This window comes from Rothia nasimurium (genome assembly GCF_928391935.1).
Classification (GTDB): domain Bacteria; phylum Actinomycetota; class Actinomycetes; order Actinomycetales; family Micrococcaceae; genus Rothia; species Rothia nasimurium_D.
Map to the genome: position 1 here is coordinate 604,600 of NZ_CAKMTD010000001.1, position 17,248 is coordinate 621,847.

A 17,248-nucleotide genomic window follows, 5' to 3' on the forward strand; every position below is an offset into this window, starting at 1 on the left:
GAGGTGTTAGCTTTCGTTTTGAGGGGCAGGAAAGATTTGGATTAAGTGGCCCACGAGGCTGTTTCTCCAACAGGCGTAGTCATGGCCACCGTTATACGTCGTGAGTTGGGCGTCAATCCCTGCTGTGTGGGCAGCTTGTACAAAATCCTGGTGGGGTTCGAGGAGTACCCATTCTTGGGTTCCGCATTCTAGGTAGAGTCGGATTTTTTGCCTTTGGGAGGGAGGCAGGGTGGAGCTGGCTTTCTCCAGGGCTTGTTCTGCGGAGGGGTTCCACAGGGAGGCTGACTGGCTTAGGGCAATTCCAAAGATTTGGGGGTAGGTAAGGACGCCAGTGAGGGCTGCGAGCGCACCGAGGCTTTGGCCCACAAGGACGGTCCGTTCTGGGCGGAGTCTGAGGGCGTATGTGTGAGCCAGGTGGGGCAGCAGGCCGGTGGCGATCTCTGCCAGCAGGGGGCTGTCTTGTCCGAGTTGTTTCCAGCGTTGTTCGCGGCCGCCGGAGTGGATCAGCAGCAGGTAGTGGTCTTGTAGTTTTTCGTCCTTGACTGCTTGAGCACTTGCTGCGGGCAGGCCTTGGTGGGACCATATTTCTCCGTCAAAGATGATGAAGAGTGGCGAGGTATCGGTGGGGACGCCGATGGGAAGGAGTTCGTAGTCTAGGGCGCCTTGATCGGGGTGGAGTTTTGGGGGGGTGTATGTGTTCCAGTGAGGCTGATAAGGTACGCGATAGTCAGCTGGATAGGGGGCATTTGGGGCCTGCGGCAGCTCAACGACGGAGAGCAGGTTACCTCCCCTGTTCGGGCAGTGGCGGGGGTTGGCGGGGTCTGCCTGGCCGGCATCGAGTGCTGCCCTCAGCTGGGGGTGGTGGGTGCTACTGAGCCAGGCGGGTTGCTGGCCTTGAGGGGTGGGTAAGAAGCAGTACGAGGCTCGCCAGTTATTTTCTAGCTCAAAGGAGGCATACCAGTAGGGGGTTGCGGGGATTTTTTCGAGAAGTGTTGCTTCAAGATTAGTCTCATCTGTCAGCCGATTTGCGAACAGGAGCACTGATTCTAGGGGCTCTGTTTGGGCGTAGATAAAGGTGACGATGCTGTGGTTAGGCTTGCTCGTTTCAAGGAAGGGTAGCTGATGCATCAGGTGGCTGATCTGGGTGCTGAGGTCTTGGTCCGTCAGGTACCCGGAGTTTCGTGCCTCCAGGAGGGCTGAGATACGGGGTGAGGTGGTTCTAGGGACGGGGCTAGGACGGGGACGTTTGGGAGGTTGGGGGGTCTGGTTCATGGCTACTGGATGTTTCATGAAGGTCTAGGGGTTGCGGGTATCGTGGGGAATCATGAGCGGGGTATGGCTATGGGGGTCGGTGATGATACTGGCCTTGATGTCAAAGACCTGTTCAATGATTTGCGGGGTGACAATCTCTTGGGGTGAACCTTCTGCCATGATTGTTCCGGCTTTCATCAGGATGAGGTGAGTGGCGTAGCGGAAAGCCAGGTTGAGGTCGTGTAGCACCAGCAGAAGCGTTTTCCCCTGCCGGTGAAGTTCAGCTGCCAGATCGAGCACCTGGAGCTGGTGAGTGATATCCAGGTAGGTGGTGGGCTCATCAAGTAAAAGCAGGGGTGTGTCTTGGGCTAGGGTCATTGCTATCCACACTCTTTGTCGCTGGCCGCCGGATAGCTCTTGTAGGGTTCTGTCTTTGAGGTCTGCTATGCCGCAGGCATCCATGGCTTCTTGGCAGATACGGTGGTCTTCTCTCCGCATTCTTCCCAGGAAGCCTTGGTAGGGGTAACGTCCTAGAGCCACGACGTCCGCGACGGTGACGGAGTCTGGCGCGTGGGGGCTCTGGGGTAGTAGGGCTAGAGTCTGGGCTATTGACCGGTTTGATAGGTCTGTAATTTTCTGCCCTTGAAGATATATTTCTCCTGCTGTTGGCTGGTGGATTCTCGCAAAGGTCTTGAGAAGAGTTGATTTGCCGCAGGCATTAGGACCTAGAATCACGGTTAGCTCTTCGCGAGGGATTGAGCAGTTGATACCGTGAAGTACGGGGTGCTTCTCGTAGGCGACATGGAGGTCTTTGGCTTCTAGCGCACTCTCGTTTAACTTACTCACTGCTGTCCTTACGTCGTGCTCTGTAGATGAGGAAAATGAGGTACAGGCCGCCGAGGGCTCCGGTGACGACTCCGACTTGGAGGGAGGTAGGGAAGGCAAACTGGCCTAGGGCGTCTGCCGCTAGGGTGATGAAGGCACCCGTGCAGGCTGCTGTGCCTAGGTTCCCAGCTGCTTGGTGGCTCAGATGACGGGCGATATGAGGAGCTGCAAGAGCAACAAAGGCAATGGGGCCAGTCAGTGCTGTTGCTAGGGCGACCAGGAGCACTCCCAGAATGAGGCTTATTAGCCTGACGCTGGCTACTGGCACCCCGATGCCCTGGGCCAGGGTATCCCCGTAGTTGAGGGTCCGCAGGGGCCTGGCAAGCCAGAGAAGTAGCGGGGCTACCAGGGCAAGCGGGAGAGCTAGAAGGGCTACTTTGCCCCAGGTCATACTGTTCAGGGAGCCTGCCAGCCAGGCTGCTGCTGTTTGAGCTTGTGTCACAGAGGCCTGCACTACTAGCAGGGAGTTTACTGCCGCTAGGGTTGCGCCTAGCCCCAGGCCAACCAGGATCAGTTGAAACCCTTCAAGGCCTCTTGATCGAGTAAGCAGATAGACAGCGCAGGAGGTGGCAGCTCCTCCTACGATTGCGCCTAGGGCAGTACCCCAGGGACTGGTTCCCCACACAATCATGGCGCAGAGGGCCCCGGTAGCTGCCCCGTGCGTGAACCCTATGACGTCAGGGGATCCCAGAGGGTTGCGGGTGATGGTTTGGAAAATTGCCCCCGATAGTCCCAGGGCAGCTCCTACGAGGAGGGCAGCTAGTATTCGGGGAGCTCGAATTTCCCGGACGAAATAGCTTCCCAGCCCTGTTTCGGAGCCGCTGAGGGCAGCTACAACGTCTGTAACTGTGAGGTTGTAATCCCCCTGCATCAAAACCCACAGTCCGAGGAGTAAAGAGCTAAGTAGGGCGGAGAGGGTGACGGCTCGGATGCGGTAGGTCATAGCTCGCGTACCTTTCGTCGAGACATCAGGGCCAGGAAGAGAGGGCCTCCAAGCAGGGTGGTGATGATTCCTACCTGAATTTCTGCAGGCGCCATGATAGTGCGAGCACAAACGTCACTTGCAATGAGCCAGGCGGGACCTGCCAGCACAGCCCCTGCAGTCACCCAGCCCACCTTGTTGCCCAGAAGGGTTCGGAGGATAAAAGGTACCGCTAGCCCAACGAAGGCAAGAGGGCCAATCGCGGCGGTTGATATTGCCGCTAGGAGAGACACCGTCAGTAATGTAAGGCAGGTAATTTTTTTCACTGAGGTTCCCAGCGCCAGTGCAGCTTCTGCCCCGAGCGCTAGCGTACGCAGGGAGGGAATGAGACAAAATCCTAGGATCAGAGCTAAGCCAACGAGGACGGAGGTGGGAAGCAGCACCTCATACCCGCGTCCTTCAAGGGACCCAGCTGCCCAAAAACGAAATTCGTTATAGGCCGTCTGATTAGCAAGCAGGAGTGCCTGAGTGATGGCGGTCAGGGACGCTGCCAAAGCAACACCGGCCAAAATAAAACGCGACATCGACTGCCCTTTTGAGCTACCCAGGGCAAAGACTGCCCCCACGCTCACCAAAGCTCCCATGAAAGCAGCGCCCATGAGAGTCAGGATGGGGAGGGGCCCCAAAATCACCACGGCAAGAACCACGGCTAAAGAGGCTCCCGCGTTGACTCCCAGAAGACCGGGATCAGCAAGCGGATTGCGCGTCAGAGTTTGCATCAGGGATCCAGCGACAGCCAAAGCTGCCCCGCACACCAGGGCAAGGAGGGTACGCGGGATTCGCTGGTCCCAGACAATGGTGTAGGCAGGGCTAGTGCTATCCCCTGCAAGAGCAGCCCATATGTCTTGGCCTTCTAGGGCGTTAGAACCGAACCTCAGGGATAGCAAAAGAGTCAGACCCAGCGCAGCCGCACAGACCGGCAGCACCAGGTATCTCCGAGGGGCTAGGGCTTTGTCTCGCAGGCGCGAGCGCACAGGTGAGGTAGTCATACGGTGGTTTCAGGAGAGCTTATTTCTCAGAAGTCTTGTGACGACGCAGCAGGACGAAGGCAGCCACGATGATTGATGCCCCAAAGACAAGCGCACCCACCCATGGGAAGGTTCCCTGCTGAGGGATACTTGCTGCAGTCTCTTCTTCGGGTTCCTGGCTTGCGCTGGCTTGGGCCTGAGCTGACGCTGTTGAGCTTTCACCGGCGGTTGGGCTCATCGTGGCTGATGGGCTGGCCTGCTGACTTTCGGGGGCTGAAGCTGTGCTTGTTTCTTGTGCTAGCAGGGCTTCATATTCTTCTTGGCTAATAGGATTACCCTCAGCATCGAGGTAGATGGTGGTTCCGTCTGCTGCGGTGTCGGTGCTGACGGTAGCCACGCTAGATTCAGCTGATGAGGAAGTAGTCTCCTGGTTCTGGCTATCTGTTGTGGCCGGGTTAGTAGCCATCTGATTCTGGTTAGAAGTTTCAGCCTGGGCTACGTTTTCTTCGATGCTATTGATGACGCTCGGATCAACGTTGACGGTCGTACCACCGCTTGATGATTCATTCACACCCGAGATGGTAAATTCGGGCGATCGGTTGGTGTAGCCCTTTGACCCCTGATAGTTGCCGTCCGCATCGTACATAATTTCTGTGGCCAGGAAACGGAGGGTATGGGGCCCTTCGCTCAGTTCCTTCGAGAGGATGAAAGAACCGGAAGCGGTACCGTTACTCGATATTTTTTGCTGGTGGACGACGCAGGCGCCTTGAGCAGCGTCTGAGGGGCAGGCTGCACCGTCATCAACCTTGATGTAGAGCTGTTCGCCTGCGGGGAAACCCGAGACTGAAAAGGTGAGAGTATCGCCTGCCTGAAGGCTTGCAGGTGAAACGCTAGAACTGGTGCCGGGGGTATTGGAGGTTGCGGCTCCGCCCGGAGGTAGGGCATGGGCAGGTGCCAAACCTACTGGACCGCATAAGGCGGCTACTCCTAGACCAAGCGCAACGCAGAAGACTCTCATTTTGGGGAAAACAGACATACTTCTTCCTTATGACTTTTTCTTTTGGCGGGTAAGGGCGAGGGTGGCGAGCAAAACTGCTGCAGCTGCGCACAGCAAGAGGTTATTGGGGTCAAGGAGCGAGGAGCTTCTGGTTGTTGCCGGGTTCTCGGCTTGAGCAACAGAACTATTGCTTGTTTTGGTCTGCTCGGTGACCTTACCTGGAGCTGGTGGTGTGCTGGCAGGTTCTGCGGTGGGGCTCGTGACGGGGCCGGCCACATTCTGACGGGGGGCTGGGGCCCGCAGCACCTGAGACGGCAGGGAGACCAGCTGGCTGACTGGGACGTTCATTCCAACAGCTGTGGTGGCAGATGAACCTACTGGGCTGTGGGCGACAGAATCAGCTAGGCTGTAGCCAGCTGCAGCTGAAACGGGGAAGGCTGAGAGGTTACCGGTTGCCCCGCTCACCTGGGATTGGCTGGGTCGAGTAGCCGGGGCGGACGCAGCCTCCTGATGAGCTTCTGCGACAGTGAGGGACGCCCAACCCAGCAGGGCACCAAAATTTTCTAGCTCCCCGCTTTGGGCGACAACCTGGTAGTCGCCTGCTGCTAGATCTTCCGGTAGCAGGTAGCTCACAGACTTATTGGCATCTAGTTGGACCCAGCCTGAGCCCCAGTTGCTCCGCACAGACCCACCGATATAGGGATTAATCATCACCCACTGGCCGGCCTCTGCCCCGGGTACGGTTACGCGCATATTTCTACCCGTGAGTTGGGCCGTCATGTGACCTTGAGAAGCAGCTGATAGGTCTTCGCTTGAGAGCGTATCTGGTATGGCGTGAGGAGAATACTGCCCAATCACGAAGTCCAGTTTTCCGACGCCGCCTAAGGTAACGGCCCGGTCCCCTGGGGCAAGAGAGCCAGAGAGCACTCGCAGCGAATGGCTGCCCTCTGCCAGAGCAGGGGAAGAACTCGCTGTAGTTCCGTCAGGCAAGTCGATGGTGGCGTCGATGCGGCCGGTGGCAGGGTCCGGGTGCAAAATAGCCCAGATTGTACGATTCGAGTGAAGGGACGTATCAAGCCGGCTGATTCCACCGTCATCAATTTTCACCGCAACAGTGGTGGCCCGCTGGTTTTCGGTATTGCACCAGCCCTCACCCACGACACGAAGTTTCCCACCCAGTTCAACGGTGGGGTTGACGATTTCAAAGGTGGGACTGTTCAGGTCTGTGGTGCAGACGGTCTGATGGTCATCATCGCTAGGAAGAGAACCAGCTACCCCGTTGACCGGTATTGGTTCAGAGCGGACAGAACGAGTCACATCGGCTTCAGCGTTTCTCCCGGATTGTATGAAGACTGCCAGGTAGTCCCCTGCTGAGCCTTTCTGTACTTCTTCAGGCAATTCAAGTTCAATATCAAAGCTACCGTCAGCGCTAATAGCTAGTAGCCCCTGGTCAGGTCGGGTACGCTCTGCATCTGGGATGAGCAGGCCCCAGCTCGTAGGATCTGCTGCCCGCCCGACAGACTGCAAATAGGATGAAATCGCCCTATCGGTTCGTTCATACTGGCGAACCTTGCCTTCTGCATCCAGATATTCCAGTTTGATCGAGACTGTGGAAGCACTGATGCCATCCTCTTTAGTCCAGCCCTGCCCAATCAGTCGAATGGTGGCTTGCTCCCCTGTTGTTACAGGTGAGATACGCACCTGTGCAGAACCGGCTGTTACAGAAGGCCAGGTTGATGTGTCCTCAAGGCTTGTCGAGGGAACAGTAAATGAGGCAGCTACAGAGCCAGGGGAATCACCGTCAGCCAGCGAACCTGCCAGGGCCTGAAGTGTGTGAGAGCTGCCTGACTGCCAGTCTGCGTCCTGCACCTTGGCTGTTGTAGAGTCTGGCAGCTTGATATTGACGCTAAAGGTGCCGTCGGGTGCTGCCACCGTATAGAAGTTGACGTTTGCAAAACGGGCTTCGGTCAGGGGTTGTCCGGTCAGGGGGTGAGCCGGAAGCTCATGATTGAAGACCGCTCCCCCATCCCACTTAAAGGCAACCACGGCACCGCGGTCTGGGGCTGTTGAGGTCCAGCCACTACCGGTCACCGTCACCGTTCCATCATCGTTCAGCATCTGGCTTACAGTTACCTGCTTGGTAGCCTTGGTTTCTTGGGCAATAGCCAGGCTACTTCCTTCCAAAAATGCAGCAGGCGCCAGGATTGGCTGCAGGACGAGACCTGAGGCGGCAACGCTTGCGGCCAGGGCAAGCCCGGTGAGGGTCGGCAGGTACTGAACGGAAGACAAACTTTGTGGTGTTTTCATGGTGTGTTTTTTCAAATTGTTTAGAGCAAATGTGTTTTCACGTCTTCGATGATTCCTCGCATCAGCAAGGGGCCACCGGTAGAGGTCCACAGCGAACCGTCAACCAGCAGGATCCGTCCGGCCTGGTAGGCTTTCAGATCTGTGAAGCCGGAGGTTTTTTCGGCCTGCTCTAGCGCCTGTTGCGCCCCCTGGACATTAGCTAAGCCTTCAGCTGTAGGGTCAGATTGGCTGGCTCCCCCCAGGGTTCCCAAGAACATGTAGTCCGCATCTATGCTGGCCAGGTTCTCCAGAGAAACAGGTTCTGAATGGCCCCGTCCCATCTTGTCTTGGCTTTCAGGACGTTGCAGCCCAAGACTTTCAAGGGCTTGACCGGCAGGGAGCTCTTTCAGGATTAAAGATGGCCCGCTCCCCTGCCATCGAACGATAGAGAAAGTTGAAGAACTATATTTCTGGTTCAGTTCTTGGGCTGTGGCCGCTACATATGCCTTGTAGTCCTGCAGATAGGATTCTGCTTCGCTTGTCTTACCTAAGGCCTGGGCGACATAGGTGAAGTTTGTTTCCCAGAGCCCGCCAGCATAGCCGCAGAAGACGACCGGGGCAATGTTCCGCAGGATCTCGAGGACGTCGGGCCTGTTATTGATACTGGTTCCGTCAGCCAAAATTAAATCTGGGGAGAGAGCGCCGATCGCTTCATACTGTAGTTCTGAGACGGTGCCAACGATTTCTATACCTGCTGCCTTATCCCCCAGGTAATGGGGGGCGCCGCTTTGCCCCCGTCCGGCAACTGCTCCGACCGGGGTAATGCCCAAGGCTAATACCGCGTCAAGGGTTGGTTCGGAGAGTGTCACAATTCTTTGGGGGTTTTCAGGCAGGGCAACCGTGTTGCCCTCTATATCTGTTACCGTACGTCCTGCCCCAAAATCTGATGGGGCCTCAGATTCAGTGGATTTTTCAGAACAGGCAGTAAACAGTGCTAGGGCAGAGAAGCTAGCTGTAAGGAAAAGATGTCGACGGGTGAGAGGCACAGTACTATCCTTCGGACTCAGGGAGTCATCACTTGTTTTTAAGGATAGGCTAACCTTATCTTTAATAATGGTAATTACGCAAAATTTTTCTGCCCTTATTGAGGGTCTAGCTCTGGGTAGAAGATGAGCGTCACCTATTCCCCTGTAGACCCCACCTCACTGAAGGACGATCATGCTCCCTACCATCGATCGCTACGCCCTTAGCACTCAGGACCTTCCTCCCAACACCGTCGACTGGATTCCAGATAGGGAACGCGCAGCCTTGCTAGTACACGATATGCAAAACTACTTTGTGCAGGCCTTCGACCGGGCACCTGGGTCCGCTATCCAGACCGCAATTTCCAATACAGCCCGCCTGATCCACACAGCTCATCAGCACCAACAGCCAGTAATCTACACGGCACAACCGCCCCGGCAAACTGCTGGCGACAGGGCCCTACTCACCGACTTCTGGGGGCCAGGACTCACCCAAACAGAAGACGCCCTCATCATTTCTGAGCTTGCCCCCACTGACGCAGATACCGTTCTCACGAAATGGCGCTACTGTGCCTTTTACCGCACAGACCTCGAAGAACGTCTTCGGGCAGCTGGGAAAAATCAACTCTGGATCAGCGGTATTTACTCGCATATCGGGTGCCAAACAACCGCGCTCACTGCCTTCATGAAGGGCTTCCAAGTCTTCTTTATTGCAGATGCCCAGGCAGATTTCGACGCTACCTACCATCGCTCAGCTCTCAGCTACGTCGCCAGCCGGTGTGGCTACGTCACGACCACCAACCAGCTCCTAGAACTTTCATGACCAAACCACAAGCAATCATCATCACCGGCGCAGCAGGAGGAATCGGATCCGCCCTGCTCGATCTGTTACTCCAGCTGCCCGACTTCTCGCACTGCCACCTCATTGCCAGCGATACAGCCCAAAACCTCGAAAAAGCCCAGGTATATACCAAAAGCTGGCCATCACGAGTAATCCCTGTAGCTCTCGACCTAACCGACCACGAGGCGGTGAGGTCCTTCGTTCCTGCTATAGCGCAAGATTACGACCTTATTGGTCTGGCCCATGTAGCTGGTGTTCTTGTCCATGGACCGGTCTTAGAACTTGATTTGCGAGAATTCGATTCTCTGTTAGCTCTCAATGTCACCGCCATGGTCCACCTCTACCAAGCAGTAGCACGCGCTATGGTGAATCAGGCCCAGGAAACAGAAGGGGTAGACCGCTCCATTGTCACTGTTGCCTCCAACGCTGCTAACGGGCCACGGGCGCACATGGCAGCCTACGGGGCGTCCAAGGCCTTTGCTGCTCATTTCACCACATCACTCGGCTTAGAACTTGCACCGTGGCGGGTACGGACCAACGTCGTCAACCCTGGCACTACCCTAACCCCTATGGTCCACACCATGTGGGGCGGCGAAGACCGAACTGCTGAAAGTATCGCCGGCAATCCTCAGCTCTACAGAACAGGAATTCCACTTGGACGGGTCGCAGAACCTTCAGATATCGCCCACCCTGTTGCTTTTCTCCTGTCTCCTGCGGCTAGGCACATCAATCTGGCAGAGCTAACCGTCGATGGAGGGGCAACCCAGCGATGAACCATACAGCGACTTTTGATTTCATCACCCAGCAAAAACTCTATCGAGTAAGAAGCTCAACTATTTGCCAAGATCCGGTACGATCCGCTCAGGCTAGAAAATTTATCCGGCAGGCCCTTACCTCCAGCGAGGGAAAACCTGCCAAAGACAAAGTGGTCTGTGGAATCATCCCCTTCAACCCCCAAGAACCCGCCTACCTGCTTGCAGCCCCCAAGCCTCAAGCTCAAGATCCCGCGGGCTTGGTAGGTAAGGGCACACTTTTTAGCCCAGGGGAAGAACCTCAAGCGTCTGGGGCTTCCAGGTTAAGAGCAGATATTTCCTTCAACCAGGCAGAAGAGCGCCACTACCTGTCAGCTGTTGAAAGAGCCCTCACTATCCTGAAGCAGGGTGAAGTGCACAAAATTGTTCTGGGAAGGTATAAACGGTATACGGTAGCCGAAAACCAACCCCTACAGGGGATAGATTTAGCCGGTGCCCTTCACCGGGCTAACCCCCGAGCTGATACATTCTGCCTAAGAACCGCAGATCAGCAGCAGTGGGTAGGCGCTAGCCCCGAAGTCGTTGCAGATGTTCGTGACCACCATTTTTACACTCACCCGCTGGCTGGATCCCGGCACAAACAAACCTGCTCAACTCTCAAAGAAGCCCAGCAGGTTCTCCTCAATTCCTCCAAAGATCTCTACGAGCATTCTTTCGTGGTTGAGCATATCTGCCAGCAGCTCCAGAACATGCCGGGGGTTCGTCTTGGAGCTATCTGCCCACCAGAAATCACTGAAACAGATTCTATGTATCATCTGGGAACGCCGATGAGTGCCCAGGTACCTGCTGCCTACAATCCTTTGCAGCTGGCTTTACAGATACACCCCACCCCAGCTGTGGGTGGTACTCCCGCTGCCATCGCCCTCCCCCACATAACCCGTCTTGAACGAACACCCCGTCAGTACTTTGCAGGGCTCGTGGGCTGGATGGACGGAGCAGGTCAGGGGCGCTGGTCCTTGATCCTACGGTCAGCTCATATCTACGGATCGACGATTGATCTGTGGGCTGGAGCTGGAATCGTGCAGGGTTCTGAACCAGACCTAGAACTGGCAGAAACTGAGGCAAAGATGCTAACAATCCTTTCAGCCTGCCAGAACATTCTCAGTCCGAACATGGTCTTTGCTTCATCGTGCCCATAAAACCCCTATTCGCCCACAGGAGTCACCAGCTAGAAATGGCGGTTTATGACTCACAGAGGATTATGGGCTTGATTCCGCCTTCACTCTATCGGGAAGAGCTAGAGCCAGGAGAACACAAACGGGCTCAGGAGTTTAGCCACCGGCACCTAGGCCAGCAGTGGCTCTTGCACCGGTGGCTGGCTAAAAGGGCGATTGCTTCATACACAGGGCAGAGAATAGAAAATATCTGCTGGGAGACAACTCCTACAGGTAAGCCAATTCAGCCCACCTGTTCGGTCTCAGTCAGTCATTCAGCTAATTACCTGGCTGTTCTTCTTGGCCCTGGCGAATATAACCTAGGGATTGATTGCGAATCTCTTAGAGTAGCTCCCCTCCTTGAGCAGAAGGCGATCAGGATCATCCGCTATTTTCACCCGGCAGACCAGGCTCGTTTAAAACAAGCCCTAGAGGCAGGATGCTTTGTTCCCACCTTCTTGACCCTGTGGACCCGTGGCGAAGCCCTGTATAAGCTGACGGGAAGCGGATCCTTGGTCGAAACTTTAGGTGAAAGACCATTGTTAGATTCCACTTTGAGCGGCAGGGGTAAGGAAGAGTACAGCCTCAAAACCATAGGCTCAGATTCTCGCCTTCCCTGTCTGCTCAGCTATGCCTGTTCCCCTGGGCTTGACGAATAAGGTTGAAAGTCCTTGATACGGCAAAAGGCTCCTGTTTTCCCCTAAGGGGAAAACAGGAGCCTTTTATCTTGTCCTTCTAAGAAAACCTAGGGTTTACTTAGCCTTTTCGAGGATCTCGACGATACGCCAGCGCTTGGAGGCTGACAGGGGACGAGTCTCGGCCAGGAGAACGAGGTCACCGATACCAGCAGAGTTCTGCTCATCGTGGGCCTTGATCTTGGAGCTACGGCGCATAACCTTGCCGTACAGGGCGTGCTTTACGCGGTCCTCGACCTCAACGACTACAGTCTTGTCCATCTTGTCGGAGACAACGTAGCCGCGGCGAGTCTTGCGGTAGCCGCGCTCTTCAGTCTTTACTTCACTCATGTGATTTAACCTTCGGTTGCGGGACGAATACCGAGCTCGCGTTCACGCAGCACGGTGTAAATACGTGCGATGTCGCGCTTCACTGAGCGGATACGACCGGGATTTTCAAGCTGACCGGTGGCTGCCTGGAAACGGAGGTTGAACAGTTCCTCCTTCGACTCACGCAGCTTCTCTACCAGATTCTCATTGGAGAGCTCTGCGAGCTTGTCGATGCTCAGATCCTTTGATCCAACTGCCATTTCTATTCACCACCTTCGCGACGCACAACGCGTGCCTTCATCGGGAGCTTGTGGATTGCGAGGCGCATAGCTTCGCGAGCCACTTCTTCGGATACGCCGGAGAGTTCAAACATGACTCGACCGGGCTTGACGTTAGCGACCCACCATTCGGGTGAACCCTTACCGGAACCCATACGGGTTTCAGCAGGCTTCTTGGTCAGGGGGCGGTCGGGATAAATGTTGATCCAAACCTTACCGCCACGCTTGATGTGACGGGTCATCGCGATACGTGCAGCTTCAATCTGACGGTTGGTGACGTAAGCGGGAGTCAGGGCCTGGATGCCCCACTCGCCGAACGCTACCTCGGTGCCACCCTTTGACATGCCGTTACGCTTGGGGTGGTGCTGCTTGCGGTACTTTACTCGACGGGGAATTAGCATTTATGCCTCACCGTTTTCTGCAGTCTTTGCCTCAGCGGGTGCTGAAGCGTTGTCGGAACGACGTTCACGGCGGGGACCACGGCCACCTGCACGACGACGGTCGCCACCGCGGCCGTTGCCACGACGGTTACCAGCAGCCTGCTGGGCAGCAAGCTCGTTGTCGGTGAGGTCACCCTTGTAGATCCAAACCTTGACGCCAATGCGGCCGAAGGTGGTCTTTGCTTCGAAGAAGCCGTAGTCGATGTTCGCACGCAGGGTGTGCAGGGGCACACGGCCTTCGCGGTAGAACTCGGAACGTGACATTTCAGCGCCACCCAGACGGCCGGAGCACTGGATACGAATACCCTTAGCGCCTGCACGCTGTGCGGACTGGATTGCCTTCTTCATGGCGCGGCGGAAAGCTACGCGTGAAGCGAGCTGCTCTGCGATGCCCTGGGCAACGAGCTGAGCTGACAGGTCGGGGTTTGCAACCTCGAGGATGTTCAGCTGGATCTGCTTGTTGGTGAGCTTCTCGAGTTCGCCGCGGATGCGGTCTGCTTCGGCGCCACGGCGGCCGATAACGATACCGGGACGTGCGGTGTGGATGTCCACACGGACGCGGTCACGGGTACGCTCGATTTCGACCTTGGCGATGCCTGCGCGCTCCATGCCCTTGGACAGGAGTTCGCGGATCTTTACATCTTCACGAACGAAGTCTGCGTAGCGTTCGCCTTCCTTAGTGGAGTCAGCGAACCACTTTGAGACGTGGTTGGTGGTGATGCCAAGTCGGAAACCGTTGGGGTTAATTTTCTGACCCATTTAGCGGCCCTCCTCCTTCTCCGGGGTAGCGACTACCACGGTGATGTGGCTGGTGCGCTTGTTGATGCGGAACGCACGGCCCTGGGCACGAGGCTGGAATCGCTTCATGGTGGGACCTTCGTTCGCGTATGCTTCGCTGATGAACAGCTCTTCTTCCTTGAAGGGCAGGCCCTGCTGGGCTGCCTTCTGGCGAGCGTTTGCAACAGCTGATGCAACAATCTTGTATACCGGTTCTGAAGCGCCCTGAGGAGCGAACTTCAGAATCGCCAGAGCCTCTTCCGCCTGCTTGCCACGGATAAGGTTGATGACGCGGCGTGCCTTCATAGGCGTAACGCGTACGTAAGACGCAGTTGCCTTGGCTTCCATTGCCTATCTCTCTTTCGTCTATTGCCGAAAGGGAAACGTTCTAGTTACGGGGTGAACCGTAGACTAGCGACGCTTGCCCTTGCGGTCGTCCTTAACGTGGCCACGGAAAGTACGGGTGGGCGCAAACTCGCCGAGCTTGTGACCAACCATGGACTCAGTGATGAACACGGGTACGTGCTTGCGTCCGTCGTGCACTGCGATGGTGTGACCGAGCATGTCGGGGATAATCATCGAGCGGCGGGACCAAGTCTTGATTACGTTCTTGGTGCCCTTCTCGTTCTGAGCTGCAACCTTTACGAAAAGGTGCTGATCAACGAAAGGGCCCTTCTTCAAACTACGAGGCATGTTTCAGGCTCCTTAGCGCTTCTTGCCAGTACGACGGCGACGAACAATGAGCTTGTCGCTTTCCTTGTTGGGGCGACGGGTACGACCCTCGGGCTTACCGTTGGGGTTAACCGGGTGACGGCCACCTGAGGTCTTACCTTCACCACCACCGTGGGGGTGGTCAACGGGGTTCATGACGACACCGCGGACGGTCGGGCGGATGCCCTTCCAGCGGTTACGGCCGGCCTTACCCCAGTTGATGTTGGACTGCTCGGCGTTACCGACAGAACCGACGGTTGCGCGGCAGCGGACGTCCACGTTGCGGATTTCGCCGGAGGGCAGACGCAGCTGGGCGTACTTGCCTTCCTTTGCAACCAGCTGGATGGAAGCGCCAGCGGAGCGGCCCATCTTAGCGCCGCCACCGGGGCGGAGCTCAACAGCGTGAATCACGGTACCAACGGGGATGTTGCGCAGGGGCAGGTTGTTACCGGGCTTGATGTCAGCTGAGGGACCTGATTCTACGATGTCGCCCTGAGCAAGCTTGTTGGGGGCGATGATGTAGCGCTTGGTGCCATCGAAGTAGTGCAGCAGAGCAATACGAGCGGTACGGTTGGGATCGTACTCGATATGTGCAACGCGTGCGTTGACGCCGTCCTTGTCGTGACGACGGAAGTCAATCAGACGGTACTGGCGCTTGTGGCCACCACCCTTGTGGCGGGTGGTGATGCGACCGGTGTTGTTACGGCCGCCCTTCTTGGGGAGCGGACGAACCAGGGACTTTTCCGGGGTTGAGCGGGTGATTTCTGCGAAATCTGAAACGCTCGAGCCGCGGCGACCCGGGGTCGTCGGCTTGTGCTTACGAATACCCATAGTAGATATTTATTCCTTCGCTAAAGTGGTCTCCGGTGCTTATGCAGCCGGACCGCCGAAGAGGTCGATTGAACCTTCCTTGAGGGTTACAATCGCACGCTTGGTGTTCTTACGAGCACCCCAACCGAAACGGGTGCGCTTGCGCTTGCCCTGACGGTTAGCGGTGTTAATGGAAGCAACCTTGACATCGAAGATGGTCTCGATGGCCTGCTTGATTTCCAGCTTGTTGGAGCGGGGGTCAACCTCGAAGGTGTACTTACCTTCGTCGAGCTGGCCGTAGCTCTTTTCCGACACGACGGGAGCGATGATGACGTCGCGGGGATCCTTGAAAGTTGAGGTGGTAACAGACATTACTTAGCAGCCTCTTTCTTTGCCTTGGAAGCAACTGCGACGAAGAAGTCGTAGGCGTCCTTGGTGAAGATGACGTCGTCTGAGATCAGAACATCGTAGGTGTTCAGCTGATCTGCGTAGAGGACGTGTACGTTCTCCAGGTTGCGTGCTGACAGTGCTACCAGGTCATCCTTACGGTCGATGACAATCAGAGCATTCTTGCGAGTGGTGATCTCTGCGATTGCTGCCTTTGCTGCCTTGGTGGAGGGCTTGGTGCCTTCAACCAGGGTTTCGACAACGTGAACGCGGTCGTGACGAGCGCGATCTGAGAGAGCGCCGCGCAGTGCAGCTGCAATCATCTTCTTGGGGGTACGCTGTGCGTAGCTACGCGGTACGGGGCCGTGAACAATGCCGCCACCGGTCATGTGGGGTGCGCGGATTGAGCCCTGACGTGCGCGGCCAGTGCCCTTCTGCTTGAAAGGCTTACGACCTGCGCCGGAAACTTCACCGCGGGTCTTGGTCTTGTGGGTACCCTGGCGAGCTGCTGCGAGCTGGGCTACTACTACCTGGTGAAGCAGGGGAATAGATGCCTGAGCGTCGAAGATGTCAGCGGGCAGGTCTACCTTTACGGTCTTGACAGCCATGGTTTATTAGGCTCCCTTCACAGCGGTGCGAACCAGAACAACGCCACCCTTAGGACCGGGGATTGCACCCTTGATCAGAAGAACGTTGTTTTCGGCGTCTACACCCTGAATAGTGAGGTTCATGGTGGTGTGGCGTGCAGCGCCCATACGGCCTGCCATACGCATACCCTTGAAAACGCGTGCGGGGTATGATGCGCCACCGATTGAGCCGGGCTTACGGTGGTTCTTGTGGGCACCGTGTGATGCACCTACACCTGCGAAGCCGTGACGCTTCATTACACCGGCGAAGCCCTTACCCTTGGTCTTACCAACGACGTCAACCTTCTGGCCAGCTTCGAAGAGCTCAACGGTCAGTTCCTGACCGAGTGAGTATTCAGCGGCGTCTGAGGTACGCAGTTCAACGAGGTGACGGCGAGGAGTTACGCCTGCCTTCTCGAAGTGACCGGCGAGGGGCTTGGTTACCTTGCGAGCTTCAATTGCACCGAAACCGATCTGGATAGCTTCGTAGCCATCGGTCTCAGCGTTGCGGAGCTGGGTAACAACGTTTGAATCGGCCTTGACGACAGTAACGGGCACGAACTTGCCGTTTTCGTCCCAGACCTGGGTCATGCCAAGCTTGGTGCCCAGCAGGCCCTTAACCTGGCGCTCGAACTTGTTAGTCATTTAGATGCGATCCTCTACAGCTTGATTTCGATGTTTACGTCTGCCGGAAGGTCAAGACGCATGAGGGCATCAACAGCCTTGGGGGTCGGATCAACGACGTCGATCAGACGCTTGTGCGTGCGCATTTCGAAGTGCTCGCGGCTGTCCTTGTACTTGTGAGGCGAACGGATAACACAGTAAACGTTCTTTTCGGTCGGCAGCGGCACGGGGCCTACTACCGTCGCGCCTGCACGCGTAACTGTCTCAACGATTTTCCGAGCTGAAGAATCAATGACCTCGTGGTCGTATGACTTCAGACGGATGCGGATTTTCTGTCCCGCCATCTGTCGGACTCTCTTTCTTGTCTACTTCCCTGTAACGGAGCGGTTGCTC

At 56.3% G+C, this 17,248-nt stretch carries 22 protein-coding genes; 4 read left to right on the forward strand and 18 right to left on the reverse strand.

Going from position 1 to position 17,248, the window contains the following annotated elements:
* Positions 1-6: 6 nt before the first annotated feature.
* From L7A15_RS02770 to L7A15_RS02800, 7 genes are all read right to left on the reverse strand, one after another.
* Entirely contained in the window at positions 7-1,272 is a 1,266-nt protein-coding gene (locus L7A15_RS02770) for an enterochelin esterase domain-containing protein (RefSeq protein ID WP_237212271.1), read from the reverse strand.
* A 24-nt stretch (positions 1,273-1,296) separates the two neighbouring features.
* The gene (locus tag L7A15_RS02775; protein WP_237185988.1) at positions 1,297-2,097 is read right to left on the reverse strand and encodes an ABC transporter ATP-binding protein; all 801 of its coding nucleotides are present in this window, start codon (positions 2,095-2,097) and stop codon (positions 1,297-1,299) included.
* The gene (locus L7A15_RS02780) at positions 2,090-3,079 is read right to left on the reverse strand and encodes a FecCD family ABC transporter permease (protein WP_237188179.1); all 990 of its coding nucleotides are present in this window, start codon (positions 3,077-3,079) and stop codon (positions 2,090-2,092) included. The genes L7A15_RS02775 and L7A15_RS02780 overlap by 8 nt, the downstream gene beginning before the upstream one ends.
* Entirely contained in the window at positions 3,076-4,107 is a 1,032-nt protein-coding gene (locus L7A15_RS02785) for a FecCD family ABC transporter permease (protein WP_237208103.1), read from the reverse strand. Before L7A15_RS02785 ends, L7A15_RS02780 begins: the two co-directional genes overlap by 4 nt.
* Before the next feature lie 19 nt (positions 4,108-4,126).
* Positions 4,127-5,044, reverse strand: coding sequence for a plasmid partitioning protein (locus tag L7A15_RS02790; RefSeq protein WP_237208104.1), 918 nt, complete (start codon positions 5,042-5,044; stop codon positions 4,127-4,129).
* A gap of 87 nt (positions 5,045-5,131) precedes the next feature.
* Entirely contained in the window at positions 5,132-7,390 is a 2,259-nt protein-coding gene (locus L7A15_RS02795; protein ID WP_237208105.1) for a hypothetical protein, read from the reverse strand.
* Positions 7,391-7,410: 20 nt separating this feature from the next.
* Positions 7,411-8,238, reverse strand: coding sequence for an ABC transporter substrate-binding protein (locus L7A15_RS02800; protein ID WP_237188174.1), 828 nt, complete (start codon positions 8,236-8,238; stop codon positions 7,411-7,413).
* A gap of 349 nt (positions 8,239-8,587) precedes the next feature.
* Between L7A15_RS02800 and L7A15_RS02805 the strand changes: the two genes are divergently transcribed.
* From L7A15_RS02805 to L7A15_RS10745, 4 genes are all read left to right on the forward strand, one after another.
* A complete protein-coding gene (locus L7A15_RS02805) occupies positions 8,588-9,214 on the forward strand; it encodes an isochorismatase family protein (protein WP_237188173.1) in 627 nt (208 codons plus the stop codon).
* On the forward strand, positions 9,211-10,005 hold the full coding sequence (locus L7A15_RS02810; protein ID WP_237208106.1) for an SDR family NAD(P)-dependent oxidoreductase: 795 nt from the start codon (positions 9,211-9,213) through the stop codon (positions 10,003-10,005). Before L7A15_RS02805 ends, L7A15_RS02810 begins: the two co-directional genes overlap by 4 nt.
* Entirely contained in the window at positions 10,002-11,183 is a 1,182-nt protein-coding gene (locus L7A15_RS02815; protein ID WP_237208107.1) for an isochorismate synthase, read from the forward strand. Before L7A15_RS02810 ends, L7A15_RS02815 begins: the two co-directional genes overlap by 4 nt.
* A 62-nt stretch (positions 11,184-11,245) precedes the next feature.
* The gene (locus tag L7A15_RS10745; RefSeq protein WP_369127735.1) at positions 11,246-11,857 is read left to right on the forward strand and encodes a 4'-phosphopantetheinyl transferase family protein; all 612 of its coding nucleotides are present in this window, start codon (positions 11,246-11,248) and stop codon (positions 11,855-11,857) included.
* A 93-nt stretch (positions 11,858-11,950) separates the two neighbouring features.
* Here L7A15_RS10745 and rpsQ read toward each other — a convergent pair whose 3' ends face one another.
* The 11 genes from rpsQ to rpsJ all read right to left on the reverse strand — a co-directional run bounded on the left by rpsQ (position 11,951) and on the right by rpsJ (position 17,199).
* Positions 11,951-12,223, reverse strand: coding sequence for a 30S ribosomal protein S17 (gene rpsQ, locus L7A15_RS02820; protein WP_237188171.1), 273 nt, complete (start codon positions 12,221-12,223; stop codon positions 11,951-11,953).
* A 5-nt stretch (positions 12,224-12,228) separates the two neighbouring features.
* Complete coding sequence (gene rpmC / locus L7A15_RS02825) at positions 12,229-12,462, reverse strand: 50S ribosomal protein L29 (RefSeq protein ID WP_083090723.1); 234 nt, start codon at positions 12,460-12,462, stop codon at positions 12,229-12,231.
* Between the two features lie 2 nt (positions 12,463-12,464).
* Positions 12,465-12,881, reverse strand: a complete 417-nt coding sequence (gene rplP, locus L7A15_RS02830; RefSeq protein WP_237188170.1) for a 50S ribosomal protein L16 — start codon at positions 12,879-12,881, stop codon at positions 12,465-12,467.
* Positions 12,882-13,679 carry a 30S ribosomal protein S3 gene (rpsC, locus tag L7A15_RS02835; RefSeq protein WP_237188169.1) on the reverse strand — a complete coding sequence of 266 codons (798 nt, stop codon included), beginning with the start codon at positions 13,677-13,679 and terminating at the stop codon, positions 12,882-12,884.
* A complete protein-coding gene (gene rplV / locus L7A15_RS02840) occupies positions 13,680-14,045 on the reverse strand; it encodes a 50S ribosomal protein L22 (RefSeq protein ID WP_237188168.1) in 366 nt (121 codons plus the stop codon).
* Between the two features lie 63 nt (positions 14,046-14,108).
* On the reverse strand, positions 14,109-14,390 hold the full coding sequence (rpsS, locus tag L7A15_RS02845; protein WP_083090719.1) for a 30S ribosomal protein S19: 282 nt from the start codon (positions 14,388-14,390) through the stop codon (positions 14,109-14,111).
* 12 nt (positions 14,391-14,402) lie between these two features.
* Positions 14,403-15,239 carry a 50S ribosomal protein L2 gene (rplB, locus tag L7A15_RS02850; RefSeq protein ID WP_237188167.1) on the reverse strand — a complete coding sequence of 279 codons (837 nt, stop codon included), beginning with the start codon at positions 15,237-15,239 and terminating at the stop codon, positions 14,403-14,405.
* 39 nt (positions 15,240-15,278) lie between these two features.
* Entirely contained in the window at positions 15,279-15,590 is a 312-nt protein-coding gene (rplW, locus tag L7A15_RS02855; RefSeq protein ID WP_237188165.1) for a 50S ribosomal protein L23, read from the reverse strand.
* On the reverse strand, positions 15,590-16,213 hold the full coding sequence (gene rplD, locus L7A15_RS02860; protein WP_237188163.1) for a 50S ribosomal protein L4: 624 nt from the start codon (positions 16,211-16,213) through the stop codon (positions 15,590-15,592). Before rplD ends, rplW begins: the two co-directional genes overlap by 1 nt.
* Before the next feature lie 6 nt (positions 16,214-16,219).
* Entirely contained in the window at positions 16,220-16,876 is a 657-nt protein-coding gene (rplC, locus tag L7A15_RS02865) for a 50S ribosomal protein L3 (protein WP_237188161.1), read from the reverse strand.
* A gap of 14 nt (positions 16,877-16,890) precedes the next feature.
* Complete coding sequence (rpsJ, locus tag L7A15_RS02870; protein ID WP_068169589.1) at positions 16,891-17,199, reverse strand: 30S ribosomal protein S10; 309 nt, start codon at positions 17,197-17,199, stop codon at positions 16,891-16,893.
* Positions 17,200-17,248 lie beyond the last annotated feature (49 nt).